The sequence below is a fragment of the Pseudomonas sp. GW822-FHT04H02 genome, assembly GCF_058800645.1.
Genome location: NZ_JBXAMM010000001.1, coordinates 699,679 through 716,360, shown reverse-complemented (window position 1 = coordinate 716,360; position 16,682 = coordinate 699,679). Strand labels below are relative to the sequence as shown.

Here is a 16,682-nt window from a genome sequence, read left to right as displayed (position 1 = left end):
CGTTGTAAGAAGGAACGCCGCGTATTCCACGATACGCGGCGTTTTTTTATGCCTGGGAAATAGCCCCGGCCTTCCAGCCCCGCAGGCTCTCCTGCAGCGTGTCGTCGACGCTGGTGCCGCTGAGCAGCACCTGGTACTCGCGGCTCGACGGCAGCAGTGCCAGGGCGTCCTTGGCCTCGTGCTTGAGCCGCGCCAGGGCCAGGTGCTTGTGCTCCAGGCTGACCTGGCGGAAGAACTCGTCCAGGGCCTCGATGCTGGTGCCGTCCAGGTCCGGGGACTCCTCCAGGCTGAGGATGATGCTGTGGATCGGCGCCTGCACGTGGCGGATCAGGCGCAGGGCGCCGCCAAGGATGCGTTCGGCGTTGGCGAAGAACAGCGCCTCCCCCGGCCGCAGGATCAGCACGCCGGGCACCTGTCGGGCCTGAGGATGACGGCTGAGATCGACAAAGTCGTGGCCGCTGCCCAGTTGCCCGAGGATCTGGATATCCGCCGCCGACATCTGCCGCAGCAGCAACAGGATGCTGATGCCCACTGACAGCAGCAGCCCGTCCAGCACCCCCAGCACCAGCACCGCGCTGACCGCGCAGATCACCAGCACCCGGTCACGCCGCCAGATGAAGTAGCGCCCCAGGGGTTGCAGGCTCAGGCCATGGCCCAGGGCGTACATGACAATCGCCGCCAGCACCGGCTCCGGGGTCAGGGCGATATAGGGCAGCACGGTCAGCACGATGAGCAGCATCACCGCCGCCGCGGTCAGCCCTGCCAGGCGCGAGCGCGCCCCGGCCGCTTCATTGGCGGAGGTGGCCGAGTAGCCGGCCCCGGCGGGCATGCCATGGAACAGCCCCGAGAGCAGATTGGAAGCGCCCAGGGCCAGCAGGTCGCGGTTGGAGGAAACCCGGTCGCCATGCTTCAGGGCAAAGGAGCTGATGGAACCATAGGATTCGGCATACAGGATCATCACCAGGGCGAACGCCAGCTCCCCCAGGCGCAGCCAGTCGGCAAAAGGCAGTTGCGGCAGGCTCGGCACCTCCAGCTTGAGTTCGATGACCCCGATCAGGTCGACGCCATGGGCCGGCAGGTTGAACCACTGGCCGGCGCCAATGCCGATCACCACCGCCACCAGCCCGCCGGGCACATAGGGAATTCGCGAGCAGATCCCCAGCACCAGCAGCGCCACCGCCGCCACCGCGGCGCCGGCCCAGTTCCATTGCGGCCACTGCTCCAGCAACTGCGGCAGGAAGCGCACCAGGTTACCGGTGCTCAGGTGCACCCCGACCACGGTGGCGAACTGCTTGAGGACAATGGTCAACGCCAGGCCGAAGGCAAAGCCGCGCAGCACCGGCTTGGCAATGAAGGCGGTCACGCCGCCCAGGCGGAACAGCCCGGCCAGGAGGAAGAACACCCCAGTGAGCAGCACCAGGGCAAAGGCCAGGCTCAGGCGCAGCTGGGCGTCGCCACCGGCCAGGGACAGGGTGGCCGCCGCCAGCACTGCGGCCGACGATGAAGTGGCAGAAACAATGGCAAAGCGGCTGGTGCCCAACAGGCCGTAGCACAGCAACCCGGCAAACAGGGCAATGACCCCGGCCTGAGGCGGCAAGGCGGCGATGCTGGAATAGGCTACGGCTTCCGGCAACAACAGGCCGGCAATGGACAGGCCGGCCAGCAGGTCGCGGGTGCGCTTGGGTGCAGCGGTTGGGTGGATCAGGGGTTCAGTGGCCAATCGGGTTCATCCGTGACAACGCAAAATCCAGATTCAGGGGGTGTCGCCCAACGGAATAAACATGTTTGGGCAGGCTTGCAGCCAGAGGGGCGGGAATGGCCATGGGCGGGTTCCTGGCAGCAATAAGAGCACCAGCTTAGCCCTTTATTCAAGGCAGCAAACAATCCTGATCAATGCCTTGAACGACAACGCCGCCGGTACAGTGAAGTACCGACGGCGTTGTGTGCAGCAGCGGGTTCGCCAGGGAGGCGTCCGCGCGCCTTGCAGTTGGCTTGCGGCGCCGGCAAGCCGGCTCCTACCGGAAGGCGCCGGGAGGCTGTCAGGACGCCAGGGAGTACACCAGGGCAGTAATGGCCACCAGGCCCACCAGGGTCACGAAGACGTTGGAAGCCTGGCCGCGGTAGCGGGCCATGGCCGGCACCTTGCGGATGGCGTACATCGGCATCAGGAACAGGATCGCCGCGATCACCGGGCCGCCCATGGTCTCGATCATCGTCAGGATGCTCGGGTTGAGGGTGGCCACGGCCCAGCAGATCACCAGCATGAAGGCGGCGGTGACGCGGTCCAGGGTTTTCGTGCCCGGGCGCCGGCCGCTCTTGCCGATCAGGCCCTTGAGGCCTTCGCTGGCACCGATGTAGTGGCCCAGGAAGGACTTGGCGATGGCCACGAAGGCAATCAACGGCGCGGCGAAGGCGATGGTCGGGTTCTGGAAATGGTTGGCCAGGTAGGACAGGATCGACAGGTTCTGCGCCTTGGCTTCGGCCAGCTGCGCCGGGTTCAGGGTCAGTACGCAGCTGAAGACGAAGAACAGCACCATGCCCACCATCAGCAGGTGGGCACGCGAGAGAATCTGCGAACTGCGCTCTTCGGCGTGCACGCCATAGCGGCGCTTCTGGTCCACGGCAAAGGCCGAGATGATCGGCGAATGGTTGAACGAGAAGACCATCACCGGAATCGCCAGCCACAGGGTATGCAGGAAGGCCGAAGGCGCCGGGACATCGCTGACGGTGGCGAGGATGCCGCCATTCCAGTGCGGGATCAGGAACACCGCGAGGAACAGCAGGGCCACGATGAACGGGTAGACCATCAGGCTCATGGCCTTGACGATCACCTGCTCGCCGCAACGCACCACCACCAGCAGGCCGAAGATCAGCACCAGGGCCAGGATCGCCCGCGGTGGCGGCGCGATGTGCAGTTGGTTGGTCATGAAGCTGTCGACGGTGTTGGTCAGGGCCACGCTGTAGATCAGCAGGATCGGGAAGATCGCCAAAAAGTACAGCAAGGTGATCAGGGCACCGGCGGTGAGCCCGAAGTGCTCTTCCACCACGTCAGTGATGTCCGCACCGTCACGCCCGGAAAGCACGAAGCGGGTCAGGCCGCGGTGTGCATAGAAGGTCATGGGGAAGGCCAGCAGCGCCAGGATCAACAGCGGCCAGAAACCGCCGATGCCGGCATTGATGGGCAGGAACAGGGTACCGGCACCGATGGCCGTGCCAAACAGGCCGAGCATCCAGGTGGTGTCTTGGCGGTTCCAGCGGGTCAGGGTCGCTGGGGCCGCGGTTTCAAAGCGTTGATCAACGCTGTTGGCCTGATCATTCATCCGGTGGGATCTCCACATTCCGGTCGTTTGCCATTCACCCGGGCGTATCGGAGTACCCGACAGGCAGTGCCCGAGCGAAAAGAGGGGGCGCGATTGTCCGGGATTCCAAGGGCGCTGCATAGACTCAGCTGAGGAACGGTTTATGCGCTGCAGGTATTTTTTCGTTTGATGGGAAAGCGTCTGGCCCGGCCCTCTCCCGCTCAATCCGGGTTCCGCAGGAGCTGGCTTGCCAGCGAAGTTGCCCGCCTGAAGACGCCATTCGCCGGCAAGCCGGCCCCTAGCGGGCCGCGTTGACAAGCCTCACGGGCAGGCGGCATGATCGGACCCCATGAATATCTACGCGCTGAACCCTACCTCCACCACCACGACTGCCTCCGGCGGGTCGTGTGGTGGCTGTGCGGGATGACACAAGCACAGTAGAACCAAGGCCCCGCCAGCAATGGACGGGGCCTTTTGTTTCTCCGTCCAGCTGGCACTACAAGGAGAGACAAGATGCCTTTATCCAACGCCAAGCGTGCCCTGCTGGTAATCGACATGCAGGTCGGGTTGTTCAATGGACCGGACAAGCCCTACAAGCGCGAGCAGGTCCTGGAAAACATCAACCAACTGATCCGCCGCGCCCGCCAGGCCGGGGCGCCGATCTTCGCCGTGCGCCATACCGGCCCCGCCGAATCCCCGATTGCCGCTGGCAGCCCCTTCTGGCAACTGCTGCCGACCCTGGAAGTAGATGAAGAGCTGGACTGCGTACTGGACAAGACGCGCCCCAGTTGCTTTGTCGGCACCGGGCTGGCCGAGCGCCTGCAGGAGGCTCAGGTCAATGAACTGGTGATCGCCGGCATGAAGACCCAGTACTGCGTCGATACCACCTGCCGCGCCGCCGGCGACCTGGGCTTTGCCGCCGTGCTGGTGGAGGACGCCCATACCTGCATGGACACGCCGCTGATCGGGGCAAGAACCATCATCGCCCACCATAACGCCACCCTGAACGGCCCCTTCGTGCGCCTGGCCACGACCGCCGACGTAACCTTCTGACCCCATCGTTCCCACACCGCCCCGGGCACGCCGAACATGGCGTGATTCCCCCGGGAACGGTGCCGGCGAGCATTGCCAAAATCCCTCGCAACCCGCACCCTTGAGCCTTCGCCCCTGCCCGTATGGAACCCTCCATGAGCGCCACGACGATCGCCGGCTGCCTCCTCTACAGCCTTGATCCACCTTCCCTCGCCCGCTTCTATGCCGAACTGCTGGGCTGGCCCATCACCGAACAGCAAGCCGACTACCAGCAACTGGCCCACCAGGGCTTCGAGCTGACCCTGGTCCAGGTGCCGCCAGCGATTGCTGCGCGCATCGTCCTCCAGGAACCGCCGCTGCCCCGCAGCGATTGCGCCTGCAAGCCGCTGTTCCAGGTAGACGACCTGGCCCGGGCCCGACAGCGCGCTGCCAAGGCCGGTGGCCGGGTGTACGAGGCCGAGCGCGAATGGCAATTCAAGGACGCCCGGGCCTGCGACGGCATCGACCCGGAAGGCAACATCTTTCAATTGCGCCAACCCCTGCCCCGCTAACCCACGAGGAGTCCGCCATGCGCGCCACCGTTCTGGTCCTGGTTGAAAACGTCAACGCCTACCTGCCGCACCTCGAAGACCTGGGTTTCAGGCTGATCCTGGCACCCACCCCACAGACCCGGGCCCAGGCGATCCGGGACCACGCCGGGCAGATCGATGCGGTGCTGACCCGTGGCCCCCTGGGGCTGAGCGCGGCGGAAATCGCCGCCCTGCCCCGATTGCAGATCATCTGCGTGATCGGCGCCGGCTATGAGCAAGTGGACCTGCAAGCGGCGAGCAATCGCGGGATCGCGGTAACCAATGGCGCCGGGGTCAACGCCTCGTCCGTGGCCGATCATGCCCTGGCCCTGTTGCTGTCTCTGGTGCGCGGCATTCCCCAGTCCGACGCCGCGGTACGCCAGGGACACTGGCCGAAGGTGCTGCGCCCGTCCCTGGCCGGCATGCGCCTGGGGGTGCTCGGCCTCGGCGCCGTGGGCCAGGCCATCGCCCGGCGCTGCGCCCTGGGTTTCGACATGCCGGTGAGCTACCACAGCCGCCAGCCACGCCCCGAGCTGCCCTACCGCTTCTGCCCGACCCTGGTGGAACTGGCCCGGGACTCGGACGTCCTGGTGATCGCCACCCCGGGCGGCGCCGACACCCGGCACCTGGTGGACCAGCCGGTGCTGGAAGCCCTTGGCCCCGAAGGTTTCCTGGTGAACATCGCCCGGGCCAGCGTGGTGGACACCAACGCCCTGCTGCAGGCCCTGCAGCAGCGGCGGATTGCCGGCGCGGCCCTGGATGTGTTCGATGACGAACCCCAAGTACCGGACGGTTTCAAGGGCCTGGACAATGTGGTGCTGACCCCTCACGTCGCCGGCCTTTCGCCCCAGGCCAGCCGCGATACCGTGGCGATGGTCGGCCAGAACCTGCTGGCCCACTTCGAAGGCCGGCCACTGCTGACCCCGCTGGCCCTGCCGGCACCGAACTGACCCAGCCCCGAGTCAACGCCTATGCTCGTGGGGCGGACAACCTCTGTGCCTGCATGACTGGTGTAGGAGCCGGCTTGGTCTCATCGGGTCGTAGACACACGGGGCTAAATTCAAACGCTTGTATCAAAAGCAATGATTGTCCGGCAACACGCGCACCTATAAAGGCCCGCCGCGATTGTGAGGGGCCGGTAGGCGCATTAGATTAGCCAATAATCTCTGGCCTCCAGAATAAGCAGAAGGGATAAGCATGGCGCTTACAGACCAGTCCACCCGCACTCGCTCCGGCGAGGAACTCGATGCCAACCTGATCGACCCGTACCTCAAGGCGCACATTCCCGGCCTGAGCGGTACGCCGCAGATCAGCCAGTTCCCGGGCGGTGCCTCGAACCTCACCTACCTGCTGGAATACCCCGGGCAGGAGTTTGTCCTGCGTCGCCCGCCCTTCGGCCACAAGGCCAAGTCGGCCCACGACATGGGCCGCGAGTTCCGCATTCTCAACCAGCTCAAGGACGGTTTCCCCTACTGCCCCAAGGCCTACGTGCACTGCACCGACGAGTCGGTGATCGGTGCCGAGTTCTATGTCATGGAACGGGTCAAGGGCATCATCCTGCGCTCCGACCTGCCGCCGGAGCTGGGCCTGGATGCCGGCCAGACCGAGGCCCTGTGCAAGAGCTTCATCGATCGTTTCGTCGAGCTGCACCGGGTCGACTACAGCGCCTGCGGCCTGGGTGACCTGGGCAAGCCCGAAGGCTATGTGCAGCGCCAGATCAAGGGCTGGAGCGACCGCTACGAGAAGGCCCTGACCCCGGACGCGCCGCACTGGGAAAAGGTCAAGGCCTGGCTCAACGAGAAGATGCCCGCCGACCACCCGACCTCTAGCATCGTGCACAACGACTACCGCTTCGACAACGTGATCCTCGACCCACAGAACCCGATGCAGATCATCGGCGTGCTGGACTGGGAGCTGACCACCCTGGGCGACCCGCTGATGGACCTGGGCAACACCCTGGCCTACTGGATCGAGGCCGGCGACCCGGCGCCGGTGCAACTGATGCGCCGCCAGCCGAGCAACGCCCCGGGCATGCTCACCCGCCAGCAGTTCGTCGACTACTACGCCGAGCGCGCGGGAATCGAAATCGGCAACTTCGACTTCTACTACACCTACGGCCTGTTCCGCCTGGCCGGCATCGTGCAGCAGATCTACTACCGCTTCTACCATGGCCAGACCCAGGACAAACGCTTCGCGCAGTTCATTCACATGAACAAACTGCTGGAGCAGATGAGCCTGCAGGTCATTCACAAATCCAGCCTCTGACCGCGCCCCGGCGCTCGACAGCCAAAACAAGGAAAAACCATGTCCAAGACTCAGTTGTTCGACCTCGACGGCAAGATCGCATTCGTCTCCGGCGCCAGCCGCGGCATCGGTGAGGCCATTGCCAAGTTGCTGGCCCAGCAAGGCGCCCATGTCATCGTGTCGAGCCGCAAGCTCGAAGGTTGCCAGCACGTGGCCGACGCGATCATCGCCGCCGGCGGCAAGGCCACCGCCATTGCCTGCCACATCGGTGAAATGGAGCAGATCAGCCAAGTCTTCGCCGGCATCCGCGAACAGTTCGGGCGCCTGGACATCCTGGTCAACAACGCCGCGACCAATCCGCAGTTCTGCAACGTCCTGGACACTGACCTGGGGGCCTTCCAGAAGACCGTCGACGTCAACATCCGCGGCTACTTCTTCATGTCGGTGGAAGCCGGCAAGCTGATGCGCGAAAACGGCGGCGGCAGCATCATCAACGTGGCCTCGATCAACGGCATCTCGCCGGGGATCTTCCAGGGCATCTACTCGGTGACCAAGGCTGCGGTGATCAACATGACCAAGGTCTTCGCCAAGGAATGCGCGCAGTTCGGCATCCGCTGCAACGCCCTGCTGCCGGGCCTGACCGACACCAAGTTCGCCTCGGCCCTGGTCAAGAACGACGCCATACTCAAGACCGCCCTGGCGCAGATCCCCCTCAAGCGCGTAGCCGACCCCAGCGAAATGGCCGGCGCGGTGCTCTACCTGGCCAGCGACGCCTCCAGCTACACCACGGGTGTCTCGCTCAATGTGGACGGCGGCTTCCTCTCCTGAGGCCCGCTTGCACCACAAAAAAGGCAGCCTCCGGGCTGCCTTTTTCATTTCCCGCAGGAGCTGGCTTGCCAGCGAAGAGGGCCTTGAGCCCGGCGCAACTCAGGCGGCCCTTTTCGCCGGCGAGCCGGCTCCTACAGGCGTCTTTCAAAATTTTAATTCCACCAATTGTAATTAAAGAATATTTATTCCATAACTAGCCCTCCCTAGAACAATAATTCTGCAGGTGCGGTTATGGACGAGCTCGGCATTGGTTTGATCGGCACCGGTTTCATGGGGCGTGCCCACGCCCTGGCGTTTCGCAGTGCCGGCGCGGTCTTCGAATTGCCGGTACGCCTGCACCTGGCGGCCCTGGCCGACGCCGACGCCCAGCGCGGCGAACACTGCGCCGGCGCCTGGGGCTTTGCCCAGGCCCATGCCGACTGGCAGGCCCTGGTGGCCAACCCCCGGGTCAACCTGGTGGCCATCACCACTCCCAACCACCTGCACTTCCCCATGGCCATGGCGGCGCTGGCCGCAGGCAAGGCGGTGTACTGCGAAAAGCCCCTGGCGGTCAGCGTCGAACAGGCCCGGCAGATGCACCACGCGGCCCAGGCCGCCGGGGTGGTGACCCGGGTGGGCTACAACTACCAGCACAACCCGGTGATCGCCCAGGCCAGGGACATGATCGGCAACGGCGAACTGGGGCAACTGGTGAGTTTCCAGGGCGAGTTCAGCGAAGACTTCATGGCCGACCCGGATGCCCCCTGGTCCTGGCGTTGCGAGCCGCAGCACGCCGGCGGCGCCCTGGCGGACCTGGGCAGCCACCTGCTGGCCATGGCACGCTTTCTCATGGGGCCGGTGCAGGCGGTGTGCGCCGATACCCAGACCGTGCACCTGCAACGCCCCACCGAAGCCGGCAGCCAGGAACGCCGCGCCATCGCCGTGGATGACCAGGCCCATGCCCTGCTGCGCTTTGCCAATGGCGCGCGGGGCACGCTGAGCAGCAGCTGGATCAAGCATGGTTACAAGAACCACCTGAGCTTCGAGATCAGCGGCACCCTCGGCACCCTGGCGTTCGACCAGGAACGTCTCAACGAACTGCGCCTGTACCGGGTCGGCCAGAAGGGTTTCCAGCGTCTGCTGGCCGGGCCCGCCCTGCCCGGCTACGCGGCCTTCAGCCCGGCCCCGGGGCACCAGCTGGGCTACAACGAACTCAAGACCCTGGAAGTTCACGAATTGATCATGGCCCTGTGCGGCCAGGGCCGGGACGGCACGGATTTCGCTGAAGCCTGGGAAGTGGAGCGCCTGGCCGCGGCGATCCGCACTGCCGCCGCCGAACAGCGCTGGGTGGCACTGTAGGAGCCGACTTGCCGGCGAAGGCGATCTTGCGGGCGCCTTCGCTGGCAAGCCAGCGCCTACGGTTGGTGGTTGGCCAGGCGCGCGGCCAGGGCCTTGGCCTGCAGGGCGACGTCGGTGACGGCGGTGCTTTCCCACCACAGGCCGCGCAGGGGCGGCCCCATGGCGAACAGGCGCTCGCAGGCCTGGCCCTGGGCGTTGTGCACGGCACCATCGGGTGCGGCGCTGATGCCCAGGGCCAAAGGCCCGGGTGTCACCAGGCCGCGGGCCAGCAGCTGGCGCGGCAAGGGCCGCGCCACCCGGCGCCAGTCGTATTCGATGCCGCTGGAGTTGATCAGGGCATCGCCCGCCATGCGCACGCTGTCCTGGCTGCCGCGGTAGCGCAGGCGGATCGCCAGCCGGCCTTCGTCGCCCGGCTCCAGGCCCTGGTAGCAAGCGGCATGAATCCGCAACCGCCCTTCTTCATGCAGGCGCGCCACCAGCTCGGCGCTCAGGGGCGGCGAGCGATGGTGATGGCTTTCCCACCAGGGCCGTACATGGCGCACGAACTGGCGTTTGTGCACCTCGCTGGCCTGGCTCCACAGGCGCCCTATATGCACCCGCACCGTGTCCAGCGGGGCCTGCCAGTCGATGCCCTGGGCCTCGGCCGCGCGGCATTGCCGGCGCAGCGCCCGCAGCAGTTGCCGAGGGCTGCGGATGCTCGGGTCGGCGCCGAGAAAGTCTTCCCAGGCCGGGGGCTGGCGGCGCACGTGCGGCAGCAGCCCATGCCGGGAAAACACCTCGATCGGCCCACGATGCCCGGCCTGCTCCAGGGACACCACGGCGTCCACCATGGTCAGCCCGGAACCGATGATCAGCACCGTCGCCCGGGGATCGAGGCGGGCCATGGCGGCCACATCCCAGGGGTCCAGCGCCGCGGCATTCAGGCCGCTGGAACGGGTCTGCGGGGTACGCGCCGCCGGGAACATGCCGGTGGCCAGCACCGCCACCGCGCCGGGCAGTTGCCGGCCATCGGCCAGGGTCAGCAGCACGCCGTCAGGGCCGGTTTCCAGGTCCACCGCCTCGCCCTGCACATGGCTCAACGAGGAGCCCTGCGCCCGGCCCTGCACCTGGGCCTCGGCCAGGCGCTGCTGGACGTAGACACCAAACAGCCCGCGGGGTGGAAACAGTTCGCTGACCGGCACATGCTGGCGGTCCGACTCGGGCCAGCCGCCCTCGGCAATGTGGCGGGCCAGCCATTGGGTCAGGTCGTCGGCGTTGTCCGGGTCGACGCTCATGCGCGCGGCGTTGCCATTGAGGGTGTGCCCCAGCTCCACGGCGCTGTAGGCCTCGCCGCGCCCCAGCTCGCTGCGCGGTTCTATGACCAGGATCCGTCGCTGGCCCGGCAGGCGCAGCAACTGGGCGGCCAGCAAGGCGCCGCTGAGGCCGCCGCCGACGATCAGGATTGGCGCATCACGGGTGGCAGGGGTTGCCTGTCCGGTGTGGGTTTGGCTCATGGAATGCTCACGGTCAGTGTTTGCCCAGGTAGAAATCCTGCAGGTCGCCCCGGGCCAGCAGTTGCTCGGCGCTGCCGGACAAGGCCACGCGGCCGGTGTCCAGCAGGTAGGCATGGGAAGCGTACTTGAGCGCCAGATTAATGCTTTGCTCGGCGATCAGAAAGCTCACCCCCGCCTCGCGATTGAGCTGGGCGACGATCTGGAAAATCTCCTGGACGATAATAGGCGCAAGGCCCATGGACGGTTCATCCAGCAGTACCAAAGTAGGACGAGTCATCAACGCCCGGCCGATGGCCAGCATCTGCTGCTCGCCACCGGAGGTCAGCCCGGCGCGCACCCGGCGCTTGGTCAGCAGCCGCGGAAACCAGCTGTAGATACGCTCCAGGTCCTGTTCCAGCTGGCGCCGGCCCAGGCCACGGACAAAGCCGCCGGCGCGCAGGTTGTCTTCCACCGTCAACTGGGGGAAGACGTGGCGCCCTTCCAGCACATGCACCATGCCCTGGCGCACCCGCTGGCTGGGGTCGACCCCGGCCAGGTCCTGCCCGGCAAAGGCGATGGCGCCGCGGCTGAGCTCGGCACGCTCGGCCCGCACCAGCCCGGAAATGGCCTTGAGGGTGGTGCTCTTGCCGGCGCCATTGGCCCCCAGCAAGGCGACGATGGCCCCCCGGGGCACGCTCAAAGATACCCCGGCCAGCGCCAGGATCACGCCGTCGTAGATCACCTCGATGTCCTGTACCTGCAGCAAGGTCTCGGCCGTCGCGGCCGTGGCGCTGTGGCTCATGGTTCAGTCAGCCTCGTTGCATGTACGGGGCACCAGGCGCTTCTCCTTGGCAAAGGCCGCGGCCTTTTCGTCGATCAGCGGCCGTAGCAGCGCGCGGTCGGCGGCAATCCACTCGCTGATCAGGGTCCAGTTGGCGCCGTCCCATTGCTGCACCCGGGCCGCGCCGCCGCCTTCGTGATCGCGGCAGGACAGCTTGAGGTTCTGCATCAGCCCCAGGTAACCCATGTCCTTGAGCCGGGCGTCGTCGATGTTCAGGTGTTCCAGGCCCCAGCGCCCTTCCTCGCCATTGAGCGGGCGCTTGCCGAACTTGCCCTGGGCGGTCCGGATCGCCTCCACCGCCACCGCCGCGTTCACCAGGCCGGAGTTGTAGTACACGCTGCCGAAATTCTTCAGGTCCTTGAGGTCGCTCTTGCCGGTATCGAGGATGTACTGCTTCAGGCGCTTGTGGATCTCGAAGTCACTGCCCGCCGGGTAGGGCGTCAGCGCCAGGTAGCCCTTGGCCGCGGCGCCGGCCGGCAGCACGTCTTCGCTGGAGCTGGCCCAGATATCGCCGATGATGTGGTCCACCGGGAAGCCGAAGCGCGCGGCGGTCTTCACCGCCACCGGGGTGGACACGCCCCAGGTGCGCAGGAACACCCAGTCCGGGTTCTGCTGGCGGATCTGCCGCCATTGCGCCGACTGCTCGTTGCCCGGGTCGGCCACCGGGATCTGGATGTTCTCGAAACCGTACTTCTCGGCCAGCAGCTTGAGTGGCCCGAGGGTTTCCCGGCCATAGGCGGAGTCGTGATAAAGCGTGGCGATCTTCTTGCCCTTGAGCCGGTCGAACCCGCCCTCGCGCTGGGCGATGTAGTTCACCAGGGTCGAGGCCTCGCTGTAGAAGGTCAGCATCACCGGGAAGTTGTAGGGGAACACCGTGCCGTCGGTGGCTTCGGTGCGGCCGTAGCCCAGGGTGATCAGCGGGATTTTGTCCACCTCGGCACGCTCACTCAGGGCATAGGCCGCCGGTGCGCCGTTGGGCTGGTAGACCGCTACCGGTGCGCCATCCAGGCCGTTCTTGAAGCGCTCGTAGCACTCGATGCCCTTCTCGGCGGTCCATTCGGTCTCGCACTCCTGCCACACCAGCTTGACCCCGTTGATGCCGCCCTCCACCTGGTTGATGTAGTTCAGGTAGTCGATCATCCCGGCCCACACCTGCACCCCGCTGGAGGCATAGGCGCCGACGCGGTAGGTGACCAGGGGGAAGAACTGCTGGTCCGGCCCGGCCTGGGCTGCCGGGGCAACGGCCGCCGCCAGCAGCAACGCCGCGCCGGCCAGGGAAGCTTTCAAGGATGCACGCATGTTGTCTCTCTGTTCTGGGAGGAGGAATTCAGAAGCGCAGCGGCCAGTGCCGCAGGCGCTCGCGCAAGTTGCCCAGCAAGCGGATCAGGCCCTCGGGTTCCTTGATCAGGAACAGGATGATCAGCACGCCGAAAATGATTTTCTGCAGGTTCTGCAACTGCCCGGCGTCCACCGCCCCGCCCAGCAGTGCCTGCCCGGCATGGCTGAGGAGAATCGGCAACAGGCTGATGAAGGCCGCGCCGACGAAGTTGCCGGCCACGCTGCCCATGCCGCCGATAATGATGATGAAGAGGATCTGGAACGAACGATTGATATCGAAGCTGCTGGCGCTGGCGGTACCCAGGTAGGCGAAGGCCCACAGCGCACCGGCGATGCCCAGGTAGAACGAGCTGACGGCAAACGCCTGGCGTTTGTAGCGGGCCACCGGGATGCCGATCACCGCGGCGGCGGTGTCCATGTCGCGGATCGCCATCCAGTTGCGCCCGACCTGGCTGTGCACCAGGTTCTGCGCGACCCAGGTCAACAGCAGCACCGTCACCAGGGTCAGCAGGTAGCGCCCCTGGGGGTGGTTCAGGTCATGGCCCAGCAGGCTCAACTGCGGCGCCGAAATGGTGCCCGAGGAACCGTAGTTGTAGAACCAGGGAAACTTGACGAACAGCCACTCCAGGAAGAACTGCGCCGCCAGGGTGCTGACCATCAGGTAGAAACCCTTGATCCGCGAGCTGGGCAGGCCGAACAGCCAGCCCACCAGGGCGCTGATCAGGCCGCCGCCGAGCAGGGCCAGGGGCAGCCCCAGCTGCGGCAGGCGCAGCAGAATACCGTAGGTGGCAAAGGCCCCCACGGCCATGAAGCCGGCGGCGCCCACCGAGGTCTGGCCGGTGTAGCCGGTCAGCAGGTTGAGCCCGAGCCCGGCCAGGGACAGCACCAGGAACGGAATCAGGATCGCGTTGAGCCAATAGTCGTTGCCCAGCACCGGCACCACGCCGAAGGCCAGCAGCAACAGGCCGGCCAGGCCCCAGGGCAGGCGGCGCTGGACCATCAGCAAGGGGGCGGTTTGCCGCGTCAGAAGAAGGGACATCAATTCACACTCGCTCGATGGCCCGCTCGCCGAACAGGCCGGCGGGGCGGATATAGAGGAAGGCCAGGGCCAGGACATAGGCGAACCAGGGGCTGATGCCGCCGCCAATCAGCGGGCCGATATAGACCTCCGCCAGGTTTTCGGCGGCGCCCACGATCAGGCCGCCGGCAATCGCCCCGCCGATCGAGGTGAAGCCGCCGATGATCAGCACCGGCAGCGCCTTGAGCACCACCAGCGATAGAGAGAACTGCACCCCCTGGCGTGCCCCCCAGAGCAGCCCGGCCACCAGCCCTACCACCCCGGCCACCGCCCAGACGATCTGCCAGATGCGGTTGAGGTTGATGCCGATGGACAGCGCCGCCGTGGTGTCGTCGGCCACCGCCCGCAGCGAGATGCCGATGCGGGTCTTGTTGAACAGCAGCGCCAGCACCGTCACCAGCACCAGGGCGGTAGCCGCGGCAATCAGGTCGAACTGGCTGACCATCAGCGGCCCGAGGAACAGCGGTACATCGTCGATGCCCAGGTCCAGGGCCCGCACCTGGGAGCCCATCAGGCCCTGGGCCAGGCCCTCGATGATGAACGACAGGCCCAGGGTGGCCATGAACAGGGTGATCGGCGAGCGGTTGACCAAGGGCCGCAGCACCAGGCGTTCGATCAGCCAGGCGCCGAGGATCATCACCAGCACCGTCAGCAACAGTGCCAGGGCGAAAGGCACGCCCTGCTCGTGCAGGCTGACGAAGGTCAGCGCGGCGAACAGCAGCATCGAGCCCTGGGCGAAATTGAACACGCCACTGGCCTTGTAGATCAGCACGAAGCCGATGGCCACCAGTGAATACAGGGTGCCGGCCAGCAGACCGCCGAGCAGGGTTTCGAAGAAGAATGCCATCAGTGCACGGCCCCCAGGTAAGCGGCGATCACCTCGGGGTTGGCCTGGACCTCGGCCGGTGTGCCATCGCCCACCTTGCGTCCGTAGTCGAGCACCACCACGTGGTCGCACAGGTCCATGACCACCGCCATGTCGTGCTCGATCAGCACCACGGTGGTGCCCAGGTCACGGTTGATGTCGGCGATGAAGCGGGCCATTTCCTGCTTCTCCTCGGCATTCATTCCGGCCAGGGGTTCGTCCAGCAGCAACAGGCTGGGCCCGGCGATCAGCGCCCTGCCCAACTCGACGCGCTTTTGCAGGCCATAGGCCAGGTTGCCCACCGGCACATCGCGCAATGCCTGCAATTCCAGAAACTGCAGGATGCCTTCGGCCAGCTGGCGGAATGCCCGGGCTTCACGGCGGGCCCGGGGCAAGCCCAGGGCCTGTTCGATGAAGCGCGCGCGGGAGTGGCGCGAAAGGCCGGTGAGCAGGTTGTCCAGCACGCTCATCTTCTTGAACAGCGCGTTGTTCTGGAACGTGCGGCCGATGCCCCGGCGCGCGGCGTCCAGCGGGTCGATGCGCTGCAACGGCTGGCGCTCGAACACGATGGTCCCGGCGTCAAAGCGATAGACCCCGTTGAGCACGTTGAGCAGCGAACTCTTGCCCGCGCCATTGGGGCCGATCAGGGCACAGATCTCGCCCCGGCGCACCTCGAACGACAGTTGATTGATGGCCTTGACCCCCTTGAACGACAGGGAGATGTCACTGACTTGCAAAATGGATTCGGCGTGGCTCATGCAATGTTCCGTGTGAATTCGACGATCCAGGCCGGGGTGGCCGGTGGCGTCGTGGCCTGGGGGGCCTGCCAGATGAATTGCAGGCGAGCAAAGCCCAGCAGGCGGCGCACCCGATGCTTGAGCAGGCGCGCCAACAGGCCCTGGGGATGGGCCAAGGCCCACTCGCACAGGCGTCGGCGCCAGCTGTCGGGGGGCGCCAGGCGGCTCTCGATCTCGTCCGCCAGGCGTTGCAGGCGCTGGGGCGACAGCAGCAGGCCGCTGGGGGCTACCTCCCGCCGGTCGCGGCTGGTCGAGCCGCGGCTTTCTGCGAAGGCCAGGCACTGGCCACTGCCCAGCCATTGCTCCAGCAGCACCGTCAGGCCCTCCTGCCATTGCGTGCCCTCCTCGCTCCACAATTGGCCGCTGCCGACCGGGGCGCGCCAATTGGCCTGGCGCCGGGGTGGCTCGCCCCGGCCCAGCAGCTCGCGCAATTCCAGCAGGGGCAGATGCGCGCCTTCCGGCAGGCGCGGCAAGGCTTGCCCGGCAATCAGCAACTGCGGGGCCAGAGCGTTTTCACTGGCGGCGACCCAATCCAGCACCTGCTGGCGCGAATGCACGAAGGCGTGGCTCGGTTGCAGGCGCCACAGGGTCTGGCGCAGGGCTTGGGGCGGCAGCTCGTCGTCCAGGCTCAGCACCTCGGCGCCAAGGCTGTGGGCCGCCAGAGCCAGCAGGAGCAGGTCCGGTTCGAAGCGGGCGCTGACTGCCAACCGCGAATCCGGCGTCAGGCCCTGCTGGCGCAGGCCGTCGGCCAGGCGCTCGACGTCCCGCAGGGCGTCGATCCAGCGCCAGGCGTACCAGTGGCCGTGGCGCTTGTGGCGCAAGGCGTTGTGCAACGGGCTGACCTGAGCCCAGTGGCGCAACCGCTCCAGGGCCCCGCTCAACTGCAGCCGGGCCTGGGGCGCTGGCGAATCCGCGCTCGGCGCACGCTTGAGTTCATGCACGCTCATGAGTTGACCTCGATCTCTTGGCAATCGCGTGCGG

The 16,682-nt window shown here is 66.4% G+C and carries 15 protein-coding genes; 6 read left to right on the top strand and 9 right to left on the bottom strand.

All coding sequences use genetic code 11. From position 1 onward, the window contains the following. Positions 1-46: 46 nt before the first annotated feature. Together AC1RMG_RS03475 and AC1RMG_RS03470 are read right to left on the bottom strand one after the other, a co-directional pair. Positions 47-1,720 carry a SulP family inorganic anion transporter gene (locus tag AC1RMG_RS03475; protein ID WP_265578222.1) on the bottom strand — a complete coding sequence of 558 codons (1,674 nt, stop codon included), beginning with the start codon at positions 1,718-1,720 and terminating at the stop codon, positions 47-49. Between the two features lie 319 nt (positions 1,721-2,039). Beyond that, positions 2,040-3,320 carry a serine/threonine transporter gene (locus AC1RMG_RS03470; protein ID WP_011060927.1) on the bottom strand — a complete coding sequence of 427 codons (1,281 nt, stop codon included), beginning with the start codon at positions 3,318-3,320 and terminating at the stop codon, positions 2,040-2,042. 492 nt (positions 3,321-3,812) lie between these two features. Here AC1RMG_RS03470 and AC1RMG_RS03465 point away from each other — a divergent pair, with 492 nt between their 5' ends. From AC1RMG_RS03465 to AC1RMG_RS03440, 6 genes are all read left to right on the top strand, one after another. Next, positions 3,813-4,352: a cysteine hydrolase family protein gene (locus AC1RMG_RS03465; RefSeq protein WP_019094302.1), complete on the top strand. Its 540-nt coding sequence runs from the start codon at positions 3,813-3,815 to the stop codon at positions 4,350-4,352. 134 nt (positions 4,353-4,486) lie between these two features. Next, entirely contained in the window at positions 4,487-4,882 is a 396-nt protein-coding gene (locus AC1RMG_RS03460) for a VOC family protein (protein WP_019094301.1), read from the top strand. Positions 4,883-4,899: 17 nt separating this feature from the next. Further along, complete coding sequence (locus AC1RMG_RS03455) at positions 4,900-5,850, top strand: 2-hydroxyacid dehydrogenase (RefSeq protein ID WP_493168347.1); 951 nt, start codon at positions 4,900-4,902, stop codon at positions 5,848-5,850. A gap of 247 nt (positions 5,851-6,097) precedes the next feature. After that, positions 6,098-7,165, top strand: a complete 1,068-nt coding sequence (locus AC1RMG_RS03450; RefSeq protein WP_011060923.1) for a phosphotransferase family protein — start codon at positions 6,098-6,100, stop codon at positions 7,163-7,165. Between the two features lie 39 nt (positions 7,166-7,204). Further along, positions 7,205-7,972, top strand: a complete 768-nt coding sequence (locus AC1RMG_RS03445) for an SDR family oxidoreductase (RefSeq protein ID WP_011060922.1) — start codon at positions 7,205-7,207, stop codon at positions 7,970-7,972. A gap of 231 nt (positions 7,973-8,203) precedes the next feature. After that, positions 8,204-9,310 (top strand): Gfo/Idh/MocA family protein, encoded by a 1,107-nt coding sequence (locus AC1RMG_RS03440; RefSeq protein ID WP_011060921.1) that lies wholly within the window; start codon positions 8,204-8,206, stop codon positions 9,308-9,310. Positions 9,311-9,366: 56 nt separating this feature from the next. Here the strand turns inward: AC1RMG_RS03440 and AC1RMG_RS03435 are convergent, their stop codons facing one another. Genes AC1RMG_RS03435 through AC1RMG_RS03405 form a run of 7 tightly spaced genes read right to left on the bottom strand, consistent with a single transcriptional unit; the run spans position 9,367 to position 16,648 of the window. Further along, complete coding sequence (locus AC1RMG_RS03435) at positions 9,367-10,803, bottom strand: FAD/NAD(P)-binding protein (RefSeq protein WP_262214770.1); 1,437 nt, start codon at positions 10,801-10,803, stop codon at positions 9,367-9,369. Between the two features lie 13 nt (positions 10,804-10,816). After that, positions 10,817-11,584, bottom strand: coding sequence for an ABC transporter ATP-binding protein (locus AC1RMG_RS03430; protein WP_015635334.1), 768 nt, complete (start codon positions 11,582-11,584; stop codon positions 10,817-10,819). Between the two features lie 3 nt (positions 11,585-11,587). Beyond that, positions 11,588-12,922, bottom strand: a complete 1,335-nt coding sequence (locus tag AC1RMG_RS03425; RefSeq protein ID WP_493168344.1) for an ABC transporter substrate-binding protein — start codon at positions 12,920-12,922, stop codon at positions 11,588-11,590. A 28-nt stretch (positions 12,923-12,950) separates the two neighbouring features. Beyond that, positions 12,951-14,000: a branched-chain amino acid ABC transporter permease gene (locus tag AC1RMG_RS03420; RefSeq protein WP_493168343.1), complete on the bottom strand. Its 1,050-nt coding sequence runs from the start codon at positions 13,998-14,000 to the stop codon at positions 12,951-12,953. 4 nt (positions 14,001-14,004) lie between these two features. Then, positions 14,005-14,886, bottom strand: a complete 882-nt coding sequence (locus AC1RMG_RS03415) for a branched-chain amino acid ABC transporter permease (protein ID WP_011060916.1) — start codon at positions 14,884-14,886, stop codon at positions 14,005-14,007. Beyond that, positions 14,886-15,662 carry an ABC transporter ATP-binding protein gene (locus tag AC1RMG_RS03410; RefSeq protein ID WP_011060915.1) on the bottom strand — a complete coding sequence of 259 codons (777 nt, stop codon included), beginning with the start codon at positions 15,660-15,662 and terminating at the stop codon, positions 14,886-14,888. The genes AC1RMG_RS03415 and AC1RMG_RS03410 overlap by 1 nt, the downstream gene beginning before the upstream one ends. Further along, on the bottom strand, positions 15,659-16,648 hold the full coding sequence (locus AC1RMG_RS03405; RefSeq protein WP_041117778.1) for an AMP-binding protein: 990 nt from the start codon (positions 16,646-16,648) through the stop codon (positions 15,659-15,661). The genes AC1RMG_RS03410 and AC1RMG_RS03405 overlap by 4 nt, the downstream gene beginning before the upstream one ends. Between the last annotated feature and the right edge of the window lie 34 nt (positions 16,649-16,682).